The sequence below is a fragment of the Lachnotalea sp. AF33-28 genome (assembly GCF_003477885.1).
In the GTDB taxonomy this organism is placed as follows: Bacteria; Bacillota; Clostridia; order Lachnospirales; family Lachnospiraceae; genus AF33-28.
Window position 1 is genome coordinate 112163 of sequence record NZ_QUEE01000018.1, and the last position, 18967, is coordinate 131129.

The following is an 18967-nucleotide window of genomic DNA, read 5'->3' on the forward strand; positions in this document are numbered from 1 at the left end:
GAAGCAATAGGCCGCATTTCCCTATGGAATGAATAAAGGAGGGCAGCCGCCCTCCTTTTATTTCTGCTTACAGCAGTCCGTTTTCTTTAAGATCGATCAGGCATACCTGCGCGATGCCATTTTCCATAGGGCGGTTGAACAGTACCTGGGTGCCGGCACGGTTAAAGGATGGATGCAGATGATTGGAACCGTCCTTGGGGGTGCCGGTTTCTGCAAGGAGAATGCCGTCCATACAGCCTTCCTTAAACAGATACACATGGTTCGGGCTCTCATTGTGCCAATAGCTGATGCGGTCGGCACAAAGAAGCTTCTTGTCACGGGACACGCCCGGATGCAGCAGCTGGTCGCCTCTGGCCACACACTGGAACTGATGGCCGTCCTTGGAGCCCATCATGATCTGGTGGGGCAGTTTCATGAAGAACATGTTCTCACCGTCCGTGCTCCAAACCTCGTGGGTGATCCATTCGTTATCCTGCTCAACATAGTAGGGCCTTGCCGTCCTGTCCTTGCAGTTAAACATCCACATGCGCTGCAGGGCGTCGCCGCCGGTTTCGTGAATGAAGAAGATCACATCGGAATCTGTGGGGCATACCTGGGTATGACCGAGTATGTAGTCACTCTGGAACACGATTTCACTTTTACCAGTCTTCGGGTCCATGGTAACTAATGCGTAGATGCAGTTTTCCTGCTTGTAGCTGCATACGATGGTGCCGTCCTTGCTGGTGGTCAGATGTCCGGTGATCTTACCGCCCTTGGGCAGCTGGCCGATCTCTGTGATCTCGCCGGTGCCGGCATCCAGGCGGCAGACGATATCGCCTTTGGTCATTACACCGTAATTTTCAAAACGGTCCATAGCAAAACCGTTGTATTCCGGCCCTGCCATCACTTCCCTTTCACCGCTCTCCACATGCACGCGGTACAGCGCGTTAGTGCCGTTTACATGGCCCTGATGCAGCGCTCTGGGCGTATCCTCAGCTACCTGCTTGTTGAAGAAAAAGTACTGGTCATCGGTGGAGAAGTTCTCGGTGGTGAAGTAAAGCTTGGTGTTTTTTTCCGGCCCCTGTGTATACTGACGGATTTTATATCCGCTGACCGGATCCGTATAGGTTACAAATTCACTGCTCATATGAAACCTCCCAATAATTTAAGTGATTTAATGCTTTCTATTATAGCACTCCATGTCCGAAGAAGAAATGTATGATAGTGATCAGAAGATGTATCAGAGTTACTGTTCGCGGCTGCAGGCGTTACTGTTCAGAGCTGCCGATAAAGCAGCGTACGGCAGCCGCTGGAAAGGATTTGATTTTTTACCGCAGATATACTATAATATGAGCACTTGGCTAGTGTACTGACACGTTTACGTTTAGACTAACAGTGCTGAATATTTCGTCACTCTGCAAGGCGGAGGAAGAAGGCGATGCGGTGGCATCGCTGACTGACGACAACGCGGCAGATGGCGAAATAGGCAGTGCTGTTAGTTTAAATGTAAGCGTGTCAGTGCACTAGTACCCCGTATACCAAATAACAACACTGTGTACTAGTAATGCCGAACAAAAAACAGATTTGTTTACTTAGGAGGTCTTATGAAGAAGATTCTGGATTTGATAGCCTTGGAGATGGAGAACGCTTTTGCTGACTGCGGATATGATAAAAACTATGGGAGAGTGACGCTGTCCAACCGTCCGGATCTGTGCCAGTATCAGTGCAGCGGAGCGCTGGCAGCGGCCAAGGCGTATAAGAAGGCGCCGATCGCGATTGCCGGCGAGGTGGTACAGAAGCTGGCGGACTCCCCGTCCATGTCGGAAGTAACGGCGGTGATGCCCGGATTCATCAATATTAAGCTTAGGGAAAGTTTTCTGGCGGAGTATCTTAAGAAGATGCAGGAGAGCGACCGCTTTGGCTGCGAGGATACAGGAAACGGGGAAACGATCGTCATTGACTACGGCGGTCCCAATGTGGCCAAGCCGCTCCACGTGGGACATCTGCGGCCGGCGATCATCGGAGAGAGCCTCAAGCGCATTGGGCGCTTTGTGGGATATCATGTGGTCGGCGATGTTCATCTTGGGGACTGGGGATTACAGATCGGGCTGATCATTACGGAGCTTAAGGAGAGAAAGCCGGAGCTTCCTTATTTTGATCCCGATTATACCGGTGAGTATCCTAAGGAACCGCCCTTTACGATTTCAGAGCTGGAGGAGATCTATCCTAGTGCCAGCGCCAGGTCCAAGGAGGATAATGAGTTTGCGAAGAAAGCTCACGATGCCACCTATGAGCTGCAGAATGGCAGGAGGGGATATATCGCGCTGTGGCAGCATATTTTAGATGTTTCGATCACCGACCTGAAGAAGAATTATGACAACCTGGATGTGAGCTTTGATGTATGGAAGAAGGAAAGCGATGCCCAGCCGTATATTCCGGAGATGATTGAAAAGATGAAAGCCGGCGGCCACGCGCATTTGAGCCAGGGCGCTCTGGTGGTGGACGTGAAGGAAGAAAGCGATAAAAAGGAGATTCCGCCCTGCATGCTGCTTAAGTCCGACGGAGCGACGCTTTATTCCACCACGGATCTGGCCACTCTTGTGGAGAGGGAGGCGCTGTTTCATCCGGAGCAGGTGATTTATGTGGTGGACAAGCGCCAGGAGATGCATTTCACCCAGATATTCCGCTGCGCAAGAAAAACAGGCATCGTAAGAGATGATACAAAGCTCACCTTCATCGGCTTTGGCACCATGAATGGCAAGGACGGCAAGCCCTTTAAAACAAGGGATGGCGGCATTATGCGCCTGGAAGACCTGATCCGCGATATCAGCGATGCCGTATATGAAAAGATGGAAGACCGCGATATGCCCGAAGAGGAGGCCAGGAAGATTTCCAGGATTGTGGGGCTCTCCGCCTTAAAATACGGCGATCTTTCCAACCAGGCGTCCAAGGATTATGTATTCGATGTGGACCGGTTTATTTCATTTGAAGGCAATACGGGGCCGTATATCCTCTATACGATCGTCCGGATCAAGTCAATCCTCGCGAAATATGAGGAGCTGCCGGAAAAATATGAAGGAAAAGCCGTGATCCTGCCGGCGCGCAGCGAGAGTGAAAAGGCGCTGCAGCTGGAACTTGTGAAGTTAAATGAAGTGATCGAATTGAGCTTTGCAGACCTGGCGCCACACAGGATTTGCCAGTATATCTTTGATCTGGCGAATGCGTTTAATAAATTTTATCATGAGACGAAGATCATCGCCCAGTCGGATCAGGAAGTGCAGGCCGGTTATATCCGTTTGATCACCCTGACCAAGGATGTGCTGGAGCAGTGCATCAGTCTGCTGGGATTTGAGGCACCGGACAGAATGTAGAGCGTATAAAAGAGCATTTTTGATATCGCGCAGAATGCGCAGAGGAAGCCATGCAGCTGACAAGAATGACGATTGAAAGAAAAGCGGGACAGGAGCAGTTTCAGAAGGGGCTGCGGCTTTATAAAAGCGGCAGCGTCACGATCACAAAGGCGGATTCCTTCTGGAAAGGGGAAACGGGGGTAAATGCTGAAGTAAACGACGGGGGCCTTTCCCCTTATCGGGTGAAACTGCTGATTAAGGAGAACCATATTTACGATTACAGCTGCAGCTGCGACGAGCATCTGCAGTTTCGCGGCATGTGCCGGCACTGTGCCGCCGCCGCTCTGGCATTTCTGGACAGGGAGATGGGGGAACCGCAGATACATGTCAGCACTTCTCCCCTGATCCGCAATATGATCAAAAGCTATGGGGACCAGAAAAGGTCCCTTCTCCTTTCTGCCGGCATGGAGGACAAAGTGGAGCTGGAGCCGCTGCTGAACATCGGCCGGCATGGCGCGACCGTGGGATTTAAAGCGGGCATTTCCAGAAAATATATTCTGAAAGACCTGTATGAATTTGCGGAGGCGATGGAAAAGCAGAGCTATGTCTCCTATGGCCGGAGCCTGGCATTTTACCACCGGCCCGAAGCATTTACAGAAAAATCCGCCCCTTTGGCGGCGCTGATTGTCGAAGCGATGATGCCGGAGATTATGAGGCATCGGAATGAAAGCGCTTATTATGTATCCGCCAGCCCGTCAGTGAGAGACTTGAGGCTGACGGGAAGAGTCTGCGACCGTTTCTTTGAGATCCTGGACGGACAGCTGCTGCCGATGCAGTTTGCTGCCGGACAGACGGGAAATGTGCTGGTATATGAGCAGGATCCCGTGCTGGAGGTGACGGTCGCCGCCAAGGGAAATGCCGGCGCCGTCCTCATGCTGCCGGACGGCATACAGCTTATACGGGGGGAAGAGCGGATTTATGTGGCGGACCGGGAATGTATTTACCGGTGCAGCCCAGCTTATTCTGAGGATATGGGAGTGTTTTTGGCATCGATGCTGCAAACGCCCTATGTGATGGATACGATTGCGGACATCAGCAGCAGAGATTTGCCGGCTTTCTGCCGGCATGTGCTGCCCAGGATTGAGCCCCATATCAAACTCACTGTCAGGGGAATCAATCTGGATGAGTACCGCCGGGATGAATTAAAAACGGCATTCTACCTGGACTGTCCCTATCCGGATGAAGTGACGCTTAGGGTGGAGCATCGTTACGGAGGGCTCACGGTAAATCCTCTGGATGACAATACAAACATATCCCTGGAGCGGGATTATGCCATGGAAGAACTGACAGCGGCTATGGTGGTCAAATATTTTCCCAACAAGTATTATGACCGGGGCCTGTTTGCCATCCGGGACAGCGAGGATGAGATCTACCGGTTTTTGAGGTACGGTTTAAATGAGCTGAAGACAATCGGAGAAGTATATTTGAGCCAGGCAGCTGAAAATTTGAAGGTAAATCCGCCTCCGGAGGTATCGTTTAAAGTCGCTGTGGACAGCGGATGGCTCAATCTGGAGGTGGACACCGCCGGATTATCCAGAAGTGAGCTCTCCGAGGCGCTTAAGAGCTATCAGCAGAAGAAAAAATATCACCGGTTAAAAAACGGCGAGTTCATCACTTTGGATGGCGGAGGGCTTAACACAATATCAGAGCTGTCCGACGGGCTGATGCTGTCCGATCAGAACCTGTTCGGGGAGCAGATGTATCTGCCGCTGAACCGCGCCTTTTATATTGACAGCATCCTTAAGGAAAGCGGAGACACCGGACAGTGCAGGCAGAGCTTTCTGGATCTGATCAAGAGCATGGAGTTGTTAAAGGATAACCGTGACCCGGTTCCGGCCGGGCTTAAGACCGAGCTGCGCGGGTACCAGACAGACGGTTTCCACTGGTTGAAGACGCTGGATCAGTACGGTTTTGGAGGAATATTGGCGGACGATATGGGTCTTGGGAAAACGGTGCAGATGATCAGTCTGCTGCTGGATCACAAGGAGCATGGAGAAAACGGCCAATCCCTTGTCATATGCCCTGCTTCTCTGGTATATAACTGGGAGGCGGAGTTTAACCAGTTCGCGCCGGACCTGACCGTGCGTACGATCGTGGGCACGGCGTCGGAGCGCGGCGAACAGCTGAAGAACAGTGAAGACTGTGATGTGCTGATCACCTCCTATGATCTGCTTAGAAAGGATCTGGAGAAATACAGGGAAAAGGAATTCCGCTGTCAGGTCATCGATGAAGCCCAGTTTATTAAAAACCACAGCACCCAGAGCGCGAAGGCTGTCAAGCAGATACAGGCGAAGAGCCGGTTCGCTCTGACCGGGACGCCGATAGAGAACCGTTTGAGCGAGCTTTGGAGTATATTTGATTACCTGATGCCGGGATTTTTATTCAGCTATCAGAAGTTTCGGGAGCTGTATGAGGTGCCGGTGGTAAAAAAGCAGGACCAGACCATGTTAAAGCGTCTGCATCGGCTGATCGGCCCGTTTGTGCTGCGCCGGCTGAAGCAGGACGTGTTGAAGGATCTGCCGGATAAGACGGAGACCGTGGTGTATTCACGCCTGACAGGCGAACAGAAAACGCTGTATACGGCCAACGCGCTGCAGCTGAAGGAGATGCTGGCCGGTCAGAGCGACAGCAGTTTCCGGAACAACAAGATACAGATCCTTGCGGAACTGACCAAGCTGCGCCAGCTCTGCTGTGATCCCCGGCTTTGCTTCGATAATTTCCGCGCACAGTCCGCAAAGCTTGAGACCTGTATGGAACTGATGCATAACGGAGTGGATGCCGGCCATAAGATCCTGCTGTTTTCGCAGTTTACTTCTATGCTGGATCTGCTGCGCGCGCGCATGGAACAGGATAAGATACGGTATTACCTGCTCACCGGGAGCACCAGCAAGGAAGAGCGCATGGAGCTGGTAAGCCGCTTCAATCAGGATGATACGCCGGTATTCCTGATATCGCTGAAAGCCGGCGGCACCGGCCTGAATCTGACGGCCGCCGATATCGTGATCCATTATGATCCGTGGTGGAACCTGGCGGCCCAGAATCAGGCGACGGACCGCGCTCACCGCATCGGGCAGACGAATGTGGTATCGGTCTTCAAGCTGATCGCGAGACACACTATCGAGGAGAATATCCTGAAACTGCAGGAGGCCAAGCGAAAGCTGGCGGAACAGGTGCTGGGAGGGGAATCGGTAAATCTGGGATCTTTATCCCGGGAGGAATTGATAGAGATGTTAAGTTAAAAAGATGGGCTGCAATCCGGAGATGGTTCCGGATTGCAGCCCATCGCTGTTTATATGACAGATCAGCCATTCAGATGTCTGAATAGAGTTGGATTCCTTTTAAATCCTGCGGTATCCGGTATTTAAATCCACGATGTTGCGCAGGGGTTTGTTATTTATGTATGCCCAGAGATTGCTGGCACAGATGCGGACGATGCGTTCCAGAGTCTCCGGCAGGTGGTATGCTCCTGCGGTATGCGGGGTGATCACGCAGTTTTTCAGTTCCCACAGCCTGTGATCGGACGGAAGCGGTTCAGGATCAGTGACGTCTAACGCAGCGCCTCTAAGATGTCCCCGTTCCAGGACCTGTGCCAGTGCGTTCGTATCGACTGTGCTGCCGCGCCCCACGTTTACGAGAATGGCGCCCGGCTTCATCATATTCAGCCTGTTTGAGTCGAGCATATGGAAGGTGGAATCATTGCCGGGAACGCAGACGGCGACGATGTCTGCCCGGGGAAGCAGTTCCTCCAGTGACTCCGACGTATAGAGCTCATCGATATAATCCGGTTTCTCTGTCTGCAGACGCTTGACCGCCAGCAGATAGCTGCCCAGTTTCTTCATGCTGGATGCGAACGCATTGCCGATGTCCCCCAGACCGATGACAAGAGTGGTGGAACCGTAGATGCTGGTGACCGTTCCTTCATCCTTCCACAGCCTGTTTTGCTGGTTGTCGCGGTAGCGGTGCAGATTTTTCATCAGTTCCAGCACGGTGCCCAGCATATATTCCGACAGCGCCAGACCGTAAGCGCCGGTAGCGTTGGTCAGGACAACATGAGGAGGCAGGACACCCTCTTTTACGTAATCGTTGGCTCCTGCGGAGCCTAACTGCAGCCATTCCAGATTGTCCGCGTATTTGAGCATCGCGGGAGGGACGTTCCCGATTATGACATGTGCCTGGCGGACCAGATCCTCTGTGAGCGCCTCTTTGGGCACGTAGGCAAACGCCGCTTCCGGCGCCTGTTTTTCAAAAAGGGCTTTATGGCGCTCATCTGCAGGCAGTGTAATTAATATATTCTTCATCTTGACCATCCTCTGCTATTTGTTATAAATATCTTTAAACTATCCCTTGCCAGCCAGCTGGCAGGGGATGCGCATGATTTCCTATGGTAACTGTCTGCTCCGCAGACGGAAATCAGCGCAGGTATAATGTCTGTCGACATTATACCATGCCAGCCAGCTGGCATGGCCCCTCCGGGGGGATGCGCATGATTTCCTAGGGTAACTGTCCGCTCCGCAGACAAAAATCAGCGCAGGTATAATGTCTGTCGACATTATACCATATCAGCGCCAAAATTCTACCGGTTATGACAAATTTATTTGTGTGTATTTTTTTGGGAATAAATGAAACAATTACATCAGAAGGAAACAACTGCTTTTGCATGAAATAATTGATGGATTGTCACGGGACCGTAAATATGTTATTTTATGTCAGCAGCAGTTGTGTACGAATTAAACATGAGATGGGAGGAATTTTATTGAAGAAACGATTATTGGCGATATGTTTTGTCTGCGTGCTGGCTTTGACCGGATGCGCGGGGAAAGCAGATCATGCATATACTACGGTTATTGCCGGGGAATCACAGTTTAACGGTGTGTTCAGCCCGTTTTTTTCCACGAACGCATATGATAAGCACGCATACCAGTTTGCCTTTGACACGCTGATTTCCTATGACAGCCAGGGTCAGCCGGCCCCTGGACTTGCGGACTATACTATAGAAGAAAAGGATGACGAGACAGTTTATACCTTTCATTTAAAACAGGATGTGAACTTCAGCGACGGAAAACCTATGACCGCGCAGGATCTCCTGTTTAATATCCTGATTTACTGCGATCCGTCCTATGACGGCTCTTCCACCATGTCCACGGTGGATATCGTCGGACTGGAAGAGTACAAAAACGGGGATGCGGATGAAATAGCCGGTGTAAGAGTTGTGGATGATAAAACTCTTGAAGTGCGCGTGAACGGGATTGACCCGTCCGCGATCTATAAATTTGTATTTGAAGTGGCACCGGCTCACTATTATGGCACGGACGACAATGGAAACACCTGGGTAAAGGGCGATTTAACCGTCGTGAAATCCAGAAACGATAAGCCGATGGGCAGCGGCGCGTATGTATTTGAAAGTTTCCAGAACAATATCGTGACACTCCGCGCCAATGAAAACTACTGGCAGGGCGCGCCCAAGACTCCGACGATCAAGCTGCAGGTAAACTCAAATGCGAACAAGCTGGAGGCAGTAAAGCAGGGCGAGATCGATATATCCTCTCCCAACGCCAATCCGGAATCTGTTAAAATGGCCGAGGAAGCCGGGCTGTATCCGGTGATGATCGATAATCCGGGATACGGTTATATCGGCATCAATGCCGACCGGGTTCCGGACAAAAATATCAGAAAAGCGATGATGCATCTGATGAACCGGGCGCCGGCCATCCAGACCTACTACGGTGATCTGGCGACCATTATTGAGCGTCCGATGAGCACAACCTCCTGGGCATACCCTAAGGGAGCAGAGGAGTTTTATGGCTTTAATCCTGAGAAGGCGCTGGAATATTTCAAGGCCGCCGGCTATAAGCAGGTAGCCGAAAACGGCAGGACCGTGCTGAAAAAAGACGGCGTTCAGTTTAGGATTGAGATCGCCATCGGCGGTGAAGGGACGATGGATCACCCTTCCGCACCGATTCTGACACAGATGAAGACAGAGCTGGAAAAGCTGGGAGGCATCCTGGATATCACCGATACCGATTCCGCCATCCTGTTTGATAAGATGAAGGCGGGGGAATGGGATATGTTTGTAGCCGCCTGGTCTGCAACACCGGATCCCGATATGTACCAGCTGTATCATTCAGAAGGAACAACCAATCATTATAGAATAAAGAACGAAGAATTAGACAGACTAATTGAAGCGGGCAGAAGCACGACAGATATTGAGGAGCGGAAAGAAATCTATGCGCAGGTTCTGGATCTGATCATGGATGAGGCGGTGGAAATGCCGGTATACCAGAGGATGAATATGATTGTATTTAACCCTAAGGTGGTGAATACAGAGTCTCTGATCAAAGAGGCAACCCCCTACCGCCAGCCGTTCTACGATAACTACTTTTCAGTTCACACACTGGAACTGAACTGATCTAAAGTCCATCGGCGGACGCATTCTGATGCGCCCGCCGAAACTTTCATGTGACCGATTCCGATCGGATTGGCTTACGGCGAGGGAATTTGGATTTGTATCAGGAACGCAAGGAGGAATGTAAAAATATGCGCCAATATATTATACGGAGAGTTCTGATAAGCATAGGAGTGCTGTTTGGCGTTTCGATCCTGCTGTATGCGCTGGTGCGCAGCATGCCCGGCGACTATATACAGACAACCTTTGCCGGCAACCCCAATGTGACTGAGGCCATGATCCAGAACTTAAGAAAGCTCTATGGCTTAGACACCGGGATTGTGGAGGGCTATTTCCAATGGCTTGGCAAAGCCCTTAGAGGAGATCTGGGTATTTCCTTTGTATATGGAAGGCCGGTGACAGAGGTGATCACGGATAAGATGTGGGTTAGCTTCTTTTTAGCGCTGCCGGCTTTTATCCTGCAGCTTTTGCTGGCGGTGCCGATGGGAATCACGTCAGCTTCCAAACAGTATTCCAAGTCGGATTACGCGGTAACTGTATTTGCGATGGTGGGCATTTCACTCCCCAGCTTCTTTTTTGCCGCGCTGCTGCAGAGGATTTTCTCCATGGGACTGGGATGGCTTCCGCTGCAGGGCATGACCACCGCGAGAGAGGATTATACGGGCATCCGCCATATCCTGGATATGGCTGTGCACTATATACTGCCGGTCACCGTGCTTACTGTCACCGGCATGGGCAGCTTTATGCGCTACACCAGGACCAATATGCTGGAAGTGCTCCAGGCGGATTATATCCGCACGGCCAGGGCCAAAGGTCTGAAGAAAAAGACCGTGATCTACCGCCACGGCTTCCGCAATACGCTGATCCCGTTGGTGACGATGGTGGGCGGCATGCTGCCGGGACTGTTCTCCGGCGCGATTATCACCGAAGGGATCTTTGCCATAGACGGCCTGGGCTATACCTCGCTGCAGGCCTTAAAGCAGGGGGATATACCGTTTATTATGGGTTTTAATATCTTTCTGGCCGTACTGACACTGCTCGGGACACTGCTTGCCGACATCACCTACGGCCTGGTGGATCCCAGAGTAAAACTTAGTTAAAGAGGAGGCGAATTCATGGGAAAACAAGTCTGGAAACGTTTCCTGAAAAATAAGCTGGCGCTTCTAGGCATAGCGCTGATTCTGATCATGACACTGTTTTCGGTATTCGGACCGATCTTTTCCCCCTATGGGGAGTATACCATCTTTTTTGTGAAGGACGGCGTGGAGTTTAACTCCGATGAGAATCAGTCGGAACACGGGTACAGCGATCCTGGCGTTACGGTGCTCGTCAAGGCGCCGCCGTCTTCAAAGCACCTGCTGGGAACGGACACCGACGGGCGGGATGTGCTCACGAGGCTGATGTACGGCGGCCGTGTATCCTTGTTTGTGGGATTTGTGGTCATCGCCATTGAGCTTTTGCTGGGTATGACCCTGGGAGGCATCGCCGGCTATTACGGCGGCAAAATCGACGGCTTGATCATGAGGATCGTGGATGTGTTTTACTGTATCCCCACGCTGCCGATCCTGCTGATTTTAAGCTCTGTCATGATCACACTGCAGGTGAAACAGGAATATAAAATCTACGGGCTGATGCTAAGCCTTGGATTCTTAGGCTGGTCCGGCATCGCGCGGCTGGTACGCGGGCAGATCCTCTCCCTTAGAGAGCAGGAGTATATGGTGGCTACCGAGACCATCGGGCTGCCTGCCAGAAAAAAGATCATACGTCATCTGCTTCCCAATGTGATGCCGCAGTTGATCGTATTCGCCACGCTGGGCCTGGGGAGCGTCATTTTGATGGAATCCACCTTAAGCTATCTGGGGATCGGCGTGCCATTTCCTTTAGCCAGCTGGGGCAATATGGTCAATACGGTGACCGACCCGATCATCATGCGCAATTATATGAATATCTGGCTGCCGCCGGGCATCTGTATCCTGATTACGGTCATGGGCTTTAATTTTATCGGTGACGGGCTTCGAGACGCCTTTGATCCGAAGGGAAGGAGGTTTGTATGAGACAGGCTGTGATGCATGACAATGAGAATATACTCGAAGTGGAAAATTTAAAGACCTGGTTTTACACGGAAACCGGTGTGGCCAAATCGGTGAACGGCATCTCCTTTGCAGTGCCTGCGGGTAAAACGGTGGCTTTGGTTGGGGAGAGCGGCTGCGGCAAGTCCGTGACCAGCTTATCCATCATGCGCCTGCTGCAGGAGCCTGCCGGCAGAATCGTGGACGGAACGATCCGTTTTAACCGTCCGTCTGGGCCGGTGGATCTGGTATCGGCCTCTGAAGAAGAGATGGAGCAGGTGCGCGGGGGTGAGATCGCCATGATCTTCCAGGAGCCGATGACCAGCCTGAATCCTGTATTTACGGTCGGAAACCAGATCGATGAGATGATAGGCCTGCACAATCCGATGATGACCAAGACCGAGATCCGTGAGCAGACCGTGCGCATGTTAAAGCTGGTAGGCATTCCCAGGGCGGAGGGCATCTATAAATCCTATCCTCACGAGCTTTCCGGCGGCATGCGCCAGAGAGTCATGATCGCCATGGCCATTTCCTGCAACCCGGAGCTGATCATCGCCGATGAGCCCACCACAGCACTGGATGTGACCATACAGGCGCAGATACTGGAGCTCATGAAGGAACTCAAGGACCGGATTGGGGCGGGCATACTGCTGATCACCCATGACCTTGGGGTGGTGGCGGAGATGGCGGATGAGGTGATTGTCATGTACGCGGGTAGAATTGTGGAGAAAGGCACTGTGATGGAAGTGCTGCTCACTCCGAAGCATCCTTATACCAAGGGACTGATCAAAAGCAAGCCGGCGATCGGAACCGTAAAAGATACGCTTTACTCGATTCCCGGCACCGTGGTCAGCCCTGCCGAAATGCCGGATTACTGCGCCTTTTATAACCGCTGCGGACAGTGCGCAAAAGAGTGCCGGAGCGGTATCCCGGATCTGGAGCCTTTTGGGGATACCCATTTTGCTGCATGTTATCGGATTGAAGGCGGTAACAAAGCGGAAGCCGTGACCGGGGAATCGGGGAGGGATTAGAATGGAAAAAGAAGTGATTTTGGATGTGCGTCATTTAAAAAAGTACTATCCGATCAAGTCCGGACTGCTGCAGAAAGTGACCGGACATGTCAAAGCTGTGGATGATATCTCATTCGCCCTTTGCAGAGGGACCACAATGGGGCTGGTTGGGGAGAGCGGCTGCGGCAAGACCACGGCCGGGCGCACGATTCTGCGGCTGATCACGCCTACGGCGGGGGAAGTGTGCTTTCACGGCCAGGACATTTTTACATTGGATAAAAGGCAGATGCGTCTGCTGCGGCCGAAGCTTCAGCTGATCTTCCAGGACCCTTACAGCGCCTTAAGCCCGAGGATGACGGTGGGCGATATCATACTGGAAGGCGTCAAAGAGCACCGTATTGTCCCGAAAGACCGGTATGACCGGTATCTGGAAGATCGGATGGAGGAATGCGGCATCTCCCCTTCATACAAGGACCGTTATCCGCATGAGTTCTCCGGAGGGCAGAGACAGAGAATCAACATCGCCAGAGCTCTTGCGATGAAACCGGAGATCGTCGTGGCGGATGAGCCCGTATCGGCGCTGGATGTGTCCATCCAGGCGCAGATCGTGAACCTCTTAAAAGAGCTGCAGAGAGAACATGGCCTGTCGTATCTGTTTATCTCCCACGACCTCTCTGTGGTGGAACACATCTGTGATGAGGTGGGAGTGATGTATCTGGGGAATATCGTGGAACTTTCAAGCACGGAGGACCTGTTTGCCAACCCATTGCACCCGTATACCGAATGTCTCCTAAGTGCGGTTCCCAATATGGATCCGAGAAAGAAGATGAAGCGGATCATCCTGGAAGGGGATATGCCTTCACCGGCGGATCCGCCCGCCGGATGCAAATTCCATACAAGATGCCCCTATGCGACTGAGCTTTGTGTAAAGGAAGAACCTAAATGGGAGGAAAAGGCTCCGGGGCATTTTGCCGCCTGCCATTACCGGTGACGGTGTTACTGTTCACACGTTGCCAATAAAGCAGCGTATGAGAGGACCGTACCCTGCCCTCTCATACGCGGGAATTTTTCGGTAACTGTGAACTGTAACGTGATGGTTCGTTTACTGGCAAAAATATGCGATAGTTCCTTGCACAGTTTCATCTGAAATGCTATACTGATGGTGACTTCAAAAGTCCAGGCCCGGTATGTCCGCATATCGGGCTGTCAGTCTGCGCTGTTTTAAAATGTATATGCACCTATCTGTGTGCGGAATGGAGGATAAAATGGAATTAAGAACAGCAGTGAGTCCCAAAGATGTAAAATATTATACTACAGAGAGGCTTAGAGAAGAATTTCTGATCCAGAACCTGTTTACGCCAGGCGAGATCAAACTGGTGTACAGCCATATTGACAGGATCATCACAGGCGCCGCCACTCCGACGGATGCACCGCTTGTGCTGACCGCAGGGGATGAGTTAAGAGCGCAGTATTTCTGTGAGAGAAGAGAGCTGGGCGTGATCAATATCGGCGGCAAAGGTACGATTACCGTAGACGGCACGGCATATGAACTGGAGTATAAGGACGGCATGTATATCGGCATGGGCTCTAAGGATATTTCTTTTGCCAGCGCTGATCCGTCAGCTCCCGCCAAATTCTATATGAACAGCGCTCCCGCGCATATGACTTACCCTACCGTGCTGATTAAACCGGAGAACTGTGTCCGCGTGGAGCTGGGAAGCTTAGAGCAGTCCAACCACAGAGTAATCTGCAAATACATACTGCCCGGACAGGTGGAAAGCTGCCAGCTGGAGATGGGTATGACCCAGTTAAAGCCGGGCAGTGTCTGGAATACCATGCCCTGCCATACCCATGACAGAAGGATGGAAGTATATCTGTATTTCGATATTCCGGAGGATGCATTTGTAATGCATTATATGGGAGAACCCCAGGAGACCCGCCACATCGTTATGAGAAATGAAGAGGCGGTTATTTCACCCAGCTGGTCCATTCATTCAGGAAGCGGTTCACAGGCGTATACATTTATCTGGGGTATGGTCGGTGAAAACCAGGATTTTGATGATATGGACGGCGTCGACATGAAAGACCTGATGTAAAATCAGACAGAAATACAAAAAAATACGGGGCCCCGCTATACGGGACAGGCATATGTTGTCTGTCCCGTTTTTGGGTCGATTTTACTAACGAGGGAGAATGAGTGATGGAAACATATGCTATATTTAAGGATCTGGCAATCATTATCATTGCGGCAAAGCTGTTCGGGCTTTTGGCCAGAAAGCTGAAGGCACCGCAGGTGGTGGGAGAAATCATAGCAGGTCTGATCGTGGGTCCCAGCCTCCTGGGATTGGTGAATCAGAGCGATTTTCTGCTGCAGATGGCGGAAATCGGCGTGATCCTTCTGATGTTCTGCGCCGGCCTTGAAACAAATCTGAAGGAACTGGTAAAGACCGGTCCGATCTGCCTTCTCATAGCCTGTGTGGGTGTGTTTGTGCCTCTTGCCGGCGGTTATCTGTTTTATTCCTGCTTTTACGGATTTTCACCGGTCGGTACGCTGGACTTTTATAAGACAGTGTTTATCGGTGTGATCATGACTGCCACCTCAGTAAGCATCACGGTGCAGACGTTAAGGGAACTGGGGCATCTGAAGGGAAAAGTAGGCACCACGATTCTGGGTGCGGCCATACTGGATGATGTGATCGGCATCATCGTCCTGACATTTGTGATCGGATTTAAGAATCCGGAATCCAATCCGGCCGATGTTGTGATTAGCACGGTTCTTTTCTTCCTGTTCAGCGGTGCGGTGGGCTTTATTGGGTTCCTGCTGTTTAAGCATATGGATGAGAGGTATCCGCACCGCCGCCGAATCCCGATCTTTGGTCTGGCGCTCTGTCTGGCCATGGCATACTGTGCGGAAAAATATTTCGGAATTGCGGATGTGACCGGCGCTTATGTGGCGGGCATTATTCTGTGCAGCATTCAGGATTCCGACTACATAGCGGAGAAAATGGATATCAGTTCCTATATGATATTCGGCCCGATCTTTTTTGCGAGCATCGGTCTGAAAACGGATCTGGACAGGATGACCGTTCCTCTGCTGTTTTTTTCGCTGGGCTTTGTAGCGGTGGCGCTGGTGACGAAGATTATCGGCTGCGGTGCCGCATCCCGGCTGTGCGGATTCCGCGGAAAGGATACTGTTAAGATCGGCGTGGGTATGATGACAAGGGGCGAGGTGGCGCTGATTGTGGCGCAGAAAGGGCTGTCTGTAGGCCTGATGAACTCCGCCTACTTCACCGCAGTGATCCTGCTGATCGTCATCTCCTCTATAGTGACTCCGATCGTGATGAAACTGCTGTATCGGGGAGAACCGAGACAATGATATGTACTAAAAAATATGCTAAGTAAAAAATATAGTTATTTGGAATACGACGTAGTACAATTCAGAAGCGCCGTCTGAACTAAAATTCAGATTTATGAATTTTGCGTGAATTCTATGGTATTTCGCGTGGAATTTGTTATAATATTCCCAAACGAAGCTGATTGATAAGGTGCAGGACAGAGCATTTTTATTTCACAGGAAGTATGGACTATGAAATAAAAATGCTCTGCGGGGTTCTTTTTCATATGGATAAAAACATTGAACCGGGAGGTATATGCCATGGAACCTTTAAAGGTGTTGGTGGTGGATGATGAAAGCAGGATGAGGAAGCTGGTCAGCGATTTTCTTGTGCGCAACGGATTCGCCGTTGTAGAAGCCGGTGATGGGGAAGAGGCGATTGATATCTTCTTTCAGGACAAAAATATCGCGCTCATTATTCTGGACGTGATGATGCCCAAGATGGATGGCTGGCAGGTGTGCAGAGAGATCCGCAAGCATTCCAAAGTGCCGATCATCATGCTGACAGCCAAGGGGGAAGAGAGCGACGAACTGCAGGGATTTGATCTCGGCGTGGATGAATACATCTCCAAACCGTTCAGCCCGAAGATACTGGTTGCCAGGGTGGAAGCGATCCTGCGCCGTACCAACGCGGTGAAATCCGACCGCATGGAGGTAAACGGCATTGTGGTGGACAAAGAGGCCCATGAAGTTACCATTGACGGTAAGAGCATAGAGTTAAGTTTTAAGGAGTTTGAGCTTTTGGTCTATTTTATGGAGAATCAGGGAATCGCCCTTTCCAGAGAACGGATACTGAATAATGTCTGGAATTATGACTACTTTGGCGATGCCAGGACGATTGATACCCATGTGAAAAAGCTGCGCAGCAAGATGGGAGAGAAAGGCGATTACATCAAGACCATCTGGGGCATGGGCTATAAATTCGAAGTGGAAGGCTGATTACAGGCATGAGACATTCATTACGCTTTAAATTTACGATTGTACTGGCAGGCATTACCGCGTTCACCATCGCGGCCTGCCTTTTTATTAATCAGTATTTTCTTGAGGATTACTATCTTCGGGATAAGATGAACACGCTGAAAGAAGCCTACTCCGAGATAGATCTGATTATGGCGGATAAAAACGATGAGACGGATGCGAAGATGCTCCGCCTGATGCACCGCTTGAGCAACAGCGCCAATATCTCCTTCTTTATAATGGGAGGCAGCGGAGAGGCGGCCTATGCCTCCAGCCGGGACGTGCTCTGGATGAAAGAACGCCTGCAGGTATATGCGTATCTGGGGGATGAAGCCTTCGGTGACAAGATGGAGAGTACAAACAATTACTCCATTATAAAGACTTATGATTCCAACTATAAATCCTATTATATGGAAATGTGGGGTTTTTTAAGCAGCGGTGATGTTTTCCTCATGAACACACCGATCGAAAGCATACGGGAAAGCGTAGCCATCGCCAATCGGTTTTACACATATATAGGAGTAACAGCGATTATCATCAGCGCGGTGCTCATTTATTTTATGACAAGAAAGCTGACCAAGCCCATCCTGCAGCTGGCCGGCATATCCAGACGCATGAGCGACCTGGATTTCGACGTGAAGTACAACGGGAAAGAGAAAAATGAAATCGGTATCCTAGGCGGCAATATCAACGATCTGGCCCAAAAGCTGGAACACACCATCACGGAGCTGAAGTCTGCCAACCGGCAGCTGCAGTGTGATATCGACGAAAAGATCCAGATCGATGATATGCGCAAAGAGTTTATCTCCAACGTATCCCATGAGCTCAAAACGCCGATCGCGCTGATCAGGGGCTATGCTGAGGGTTTAAATGACTGTGTGAATGAGGATGAGGAGAGCCGGCAGTTTTACTGTGAGGTAATCATGGATGAGGCGGATAAGATGAATCAGATGGTCAAGAAGCTTCTGAATCTGAATCAGATTGAGTATGTCAACCAGGTGCAGCGTGAGACTTTTGATCTGACGGAACTGATCCGGGGCGTGCTGCATTCCTCGGAGATTCTTGCGCAGCAGAAGGGGGCGGATATCCGTTTCAGCCGGACGGAACCGGTCTTCATCAGCGCGGATGAGTTCATGATCGAGGAAGTGGTGAGCAATTATGTCAGCAATGCGTTAAACCATCTGGATTATGACCGGGTGATCGATATCCGTATGGAACTAAAGGATACGGCGGTGAAGGTGAGCGTATTTAATACCGGAGATCCGATACCGGAAGAAGATCTGGAAAAAGTCTGGATTAAGTTTTATAAAGTCGATAAAGCAAGGACAAGGGAATATGGCGGCAGCGGGATCGGGCTGTCCATAGTGAAGGCGATCATGGATGCCCATAAGGGCAAATATGGCGTGGAGAACCGTGAGAACGGCGTATGCTTCTGGTTTGAACTGGAGACTCAAAACAGTTGATAGTATAAACGGATGCAAGCAGCACAATTCGCTGTATATAAGCCAGGAAAATGGTTAAACTCCAGATACTCTGCCCTGTCATTCGCGGTAGGTTTACGACAACCGTGAACGGTAACCAGAGTTTGACAAAAAAACAAGAAATATTTAAAATTGTGTTGACAAACGATTTTTCCTGTGGTATTATTACAAAGCTGTCGCTGATACGACAACAAAAAACAACAAGAAATGCAAACAGAACCTTGATAACTGAACAGTATATTCCAACCCTGAAAATTCTTCAAA

13 protein-coding genes are annotated in these 18967 nt (G+C 50.7%); 11 read left to right on the top strand and 2 right to left on the bottom strand.

The features are described 5' to 3' along the window. Nucleotides 1–67 precede the first annotated feature (67 nt). Entirely contained in the window at nucleotides 68–1126 is a 1059-nt protein-coding gene (locus tag DWZ56_RS20150; RefSeq protein WP_118558402.1) for an oligogalacturonate lyase family protein, read from the bottom strand. A 457-nt stretch (nucleotides 1127–1583) separates the two neighbouring features. Between DWZ56_RS20150 and argS the strand changes: the two genes are divergently transcribed. Next, a complete protein-coding gene (gene argS, locus DWZ56_RS20155; RefSeq protein WP_118558403.1) occupies nucleotides 1584–3350 on the top strand; it encodes an arginine--tRNA ligase in 1767 nt (588 codons plus the stop codon). Between the two features lie 50 nt (nucleotides 3351–3400). Beyond that, nucleotides 3401–6628 (top strand): DEAD/DEAH box helicase, encoded by a 3228-nt coding sequence (locus DWZ56_RS20160; RefSeq protein WP_118558404.1) that lies wholly within the window; start codon nucleotides 3401–3403, stop codon nucleotides 6626–6628. 99 nt (nucleotides 6629–6727) lie between these two features. Here the strand turns inward: DWZ56_RS20160 and DWZ56_RS20165 are convergent, their stop codons facing one another. Next, nucleotides 6728–7687 carry a D-2-hydroxyacid dehydrogenase gene (locus DWZ56_RS20165; protein ID WP_243095390.1) on the bottom strand — a complete coding sequence of 320 codons (960 nt, stop codon included), beginning with the start codon at nucleotides 7685–7687 and terminating at the stop codon, nucleotides 6728–6730. 455 nt (nucleotides 7688–8142) lie between these two features. On the opposite strand from DWZ56_RS20165, the gene DWZ56_RS20170 reads away from it, so the two are divergent. The 9 genes from DWZ56_RS20170 (at nucleotide 8143) to DWZ56_RS20210 (ending at nucleotide 18685) form a co-directional block, all read left to right on the top strand. Next, a complete protein-coding gene (locus DWZ56_RS20170) occupies nucleotides 8143–9795 on the top strand; it encodes an ABC transporter substrate-binding protein (RefSeq protein ID WP_158584676.1) in 1653 nt (550 codons plus the stop codon). A gap of 128 nt (nucleotides 9796–9923) precedes the next feature. Beyond that, nucleotides 9924–10892 carry an ABC transporter permease gene (locus DWZ56_RS20175; RefSeq protein ID WP_118558407.1) on the top strand — a complete coding sequence of 323 codons (969 nt, stop codon included), beginning with the start codon at nucleotides 9924–9926 and terminating at the stop codon, nucleotides 10890–10892. 15 nt (nucleotides 10893–10907) lie between these two features. Then, nucleotides 10908–11846 (top strand): ABC transporter permease, encoded by a 939-nt coding sequence (locus DWZ56_RS20180; protein WP_118558408.1) that lies wholly within the window; start codon nucleotides 10908–10910, stop codon nucleotides 11844–11846. Beyond that, complete coding sequence (locus tag DWZ56_RS20185) at nucleotides 11843–12892, top strand: ABC transporter ATP-binding protein (protein WP_176927308.1); 1050 nt, start codon at nucleotides 11843–11845, stop codon at nucleotides 12890–12892. The genes DWZ56_RS20180 and DWZ56_RS20185 overlap by 4 nt, the downstream gene beginning before the upstream one ends. A gap of 1 nt (nucleotide 12893) precedes the next feature. Then, nucleotides 12894–13862, top strand: coding sequence for an ABC transporter ATP-binding protein (locus DWZ56_RS20190; protein WP_118558409.1), 969 nt, complete (start codon nucleotides 12894–12896; stop codon nucleotides 13860–13862). Nucleotides 13863–14136: 274 nt separating this feature from the next. Beyond that, nucleotides 14137–14967, top strand: coding sequence for a 5-dehydro-4-deoxy-D-glucuronate isomerase (kduI, locus tag DWZ56_RS20195; RefSeq protein WP_118558410.1), 831 nt, complete (start codon nucleotides 14137–14139; stop codon nucleotides 14965–14967). A 104-nt stretch (nucleotides 14968–15071) separates the two neighbouring features. Next, nucleotides 15072–16247 carry a cation:proton antiporter gene (locus DWZ56_RS20200; RefSeq protein ID WP_118558411.1) on the top strand — a complete coding sequence of 392 codons (1176 nt, stop codon included), beginning with the start codon at nucleotides 15072–15074 and terminating at the stop codon, nucleotides 16245–16247. A 279-nt stretch (nucleotides 16248–16526) separates the two neighbouring features. Next, on the top strand, nucleotides 16527–17204 hold the full coding sequence (locus tag DWZ56_RS20205; protein ID WP_118558412.1) for a response regulator transcription factor: 678 nt from the start codon (nucleotides 16527–16529) through the stop codon (nucleotides 17202–17204). A gap of 8 nt (nucleotides 17205–17212) precedes the next feature. After that, nucleotides 17213–18685: a sensor histidine kinase gene (locus tag DWZ56_RS20210; protein ID WP_118558413.1), complete on the top strand. Its 1473-nt coding sequence runs from the start codon at nucleotides 17213–17215 to the stop codon at nucleotides 18683–18685. Nucleotides 18686–18967 lie beyond the last annotated feature (282 nt).

Bases quoted from the DNA above. Each gene is read 5' to 3' on its own strand.
- DWZ56_RS20210 (WP_118558413.1), top strand. From the start codon at position 17,213: ATGAGACATTCATTACGCTTTAAATTTACGATTGTACTGGCAGGCATT.
- DWZ56_RS20165 (WP_243095390.1), bottom strand. From the start codon at position 7,687: ATGAAGAATATATTAATTACACTGCCTGCAGATGAGCGCCATAAAGCC.
- DWZ56_RS20190 (WP_118558409.1), top strand. From the start codon at position 12,894: ATGGAAAAAGAAGTGATTTTGGATGTGCGTCATTTAAAAAAGTACTAT.
- DWZ56_RS20185 (WP_176927308.1), top strand. From the start codon at position 11,843: ATGAGACAGGCTGTGATGCATGACAATGAGAATATACTCGAAGTGGAA.
- kduI (WP_118558410.1), top strand. From the start codon at position 14,137: ATGGAATTAAGAACAGCAGTGAGTCCCAAAGATGTAAAATATTATACT.
- argS (WP_118558403.1), top strand. From the start codon at position 1,584: ATGAAGAAGATTCTGGATTTGATAGCCTTGGAGATGGAGAACGCTTTT.
- DWZ56_RS20150 (WP_118558402.1), bottom strand. From the start codon at position 1,126: ATGAGCAGTGAATTTGTAACCTATACGGATCCGGTCAGCGGATATAAA.
- DWZ56_RS20200 (WP_118558411.1), top strand. From the start codon at position 15,072: ATGGAAACATATGCTATATTTAAGGATCTGGCAATCATTATCATTGCG.
- DWZ56_RS20205 (WP_118558412.1), top strand. From the start codon at position 16,527: ATGGAACCTTTAAAGGTGTTGGTGGTGGATGATGAAAGCAGGATGAGG.
- DWZ56_RS20175 (WP_118558407.1), top strand. From the start codon at position 9,924: ATGCGCCAATATATTATACGGAGAGTTCTGATAAGCATAGGAGTGCTG.
- DWZ56_RS20180 (WP_118558408.1), top strand. From the start codon at position 10,908: ATGGGAAAACAAGTCTGGAAACGTTTCCTGAAAAATAAGCTGGCGCTT.
- DWZ56_RS20160 (WP_118558404.1), top strand. From the start codon at position 3,401: ATGCAGCTGACAAGAATGACGATTGAAAGAAAAGCGGGACAGGAGCAG.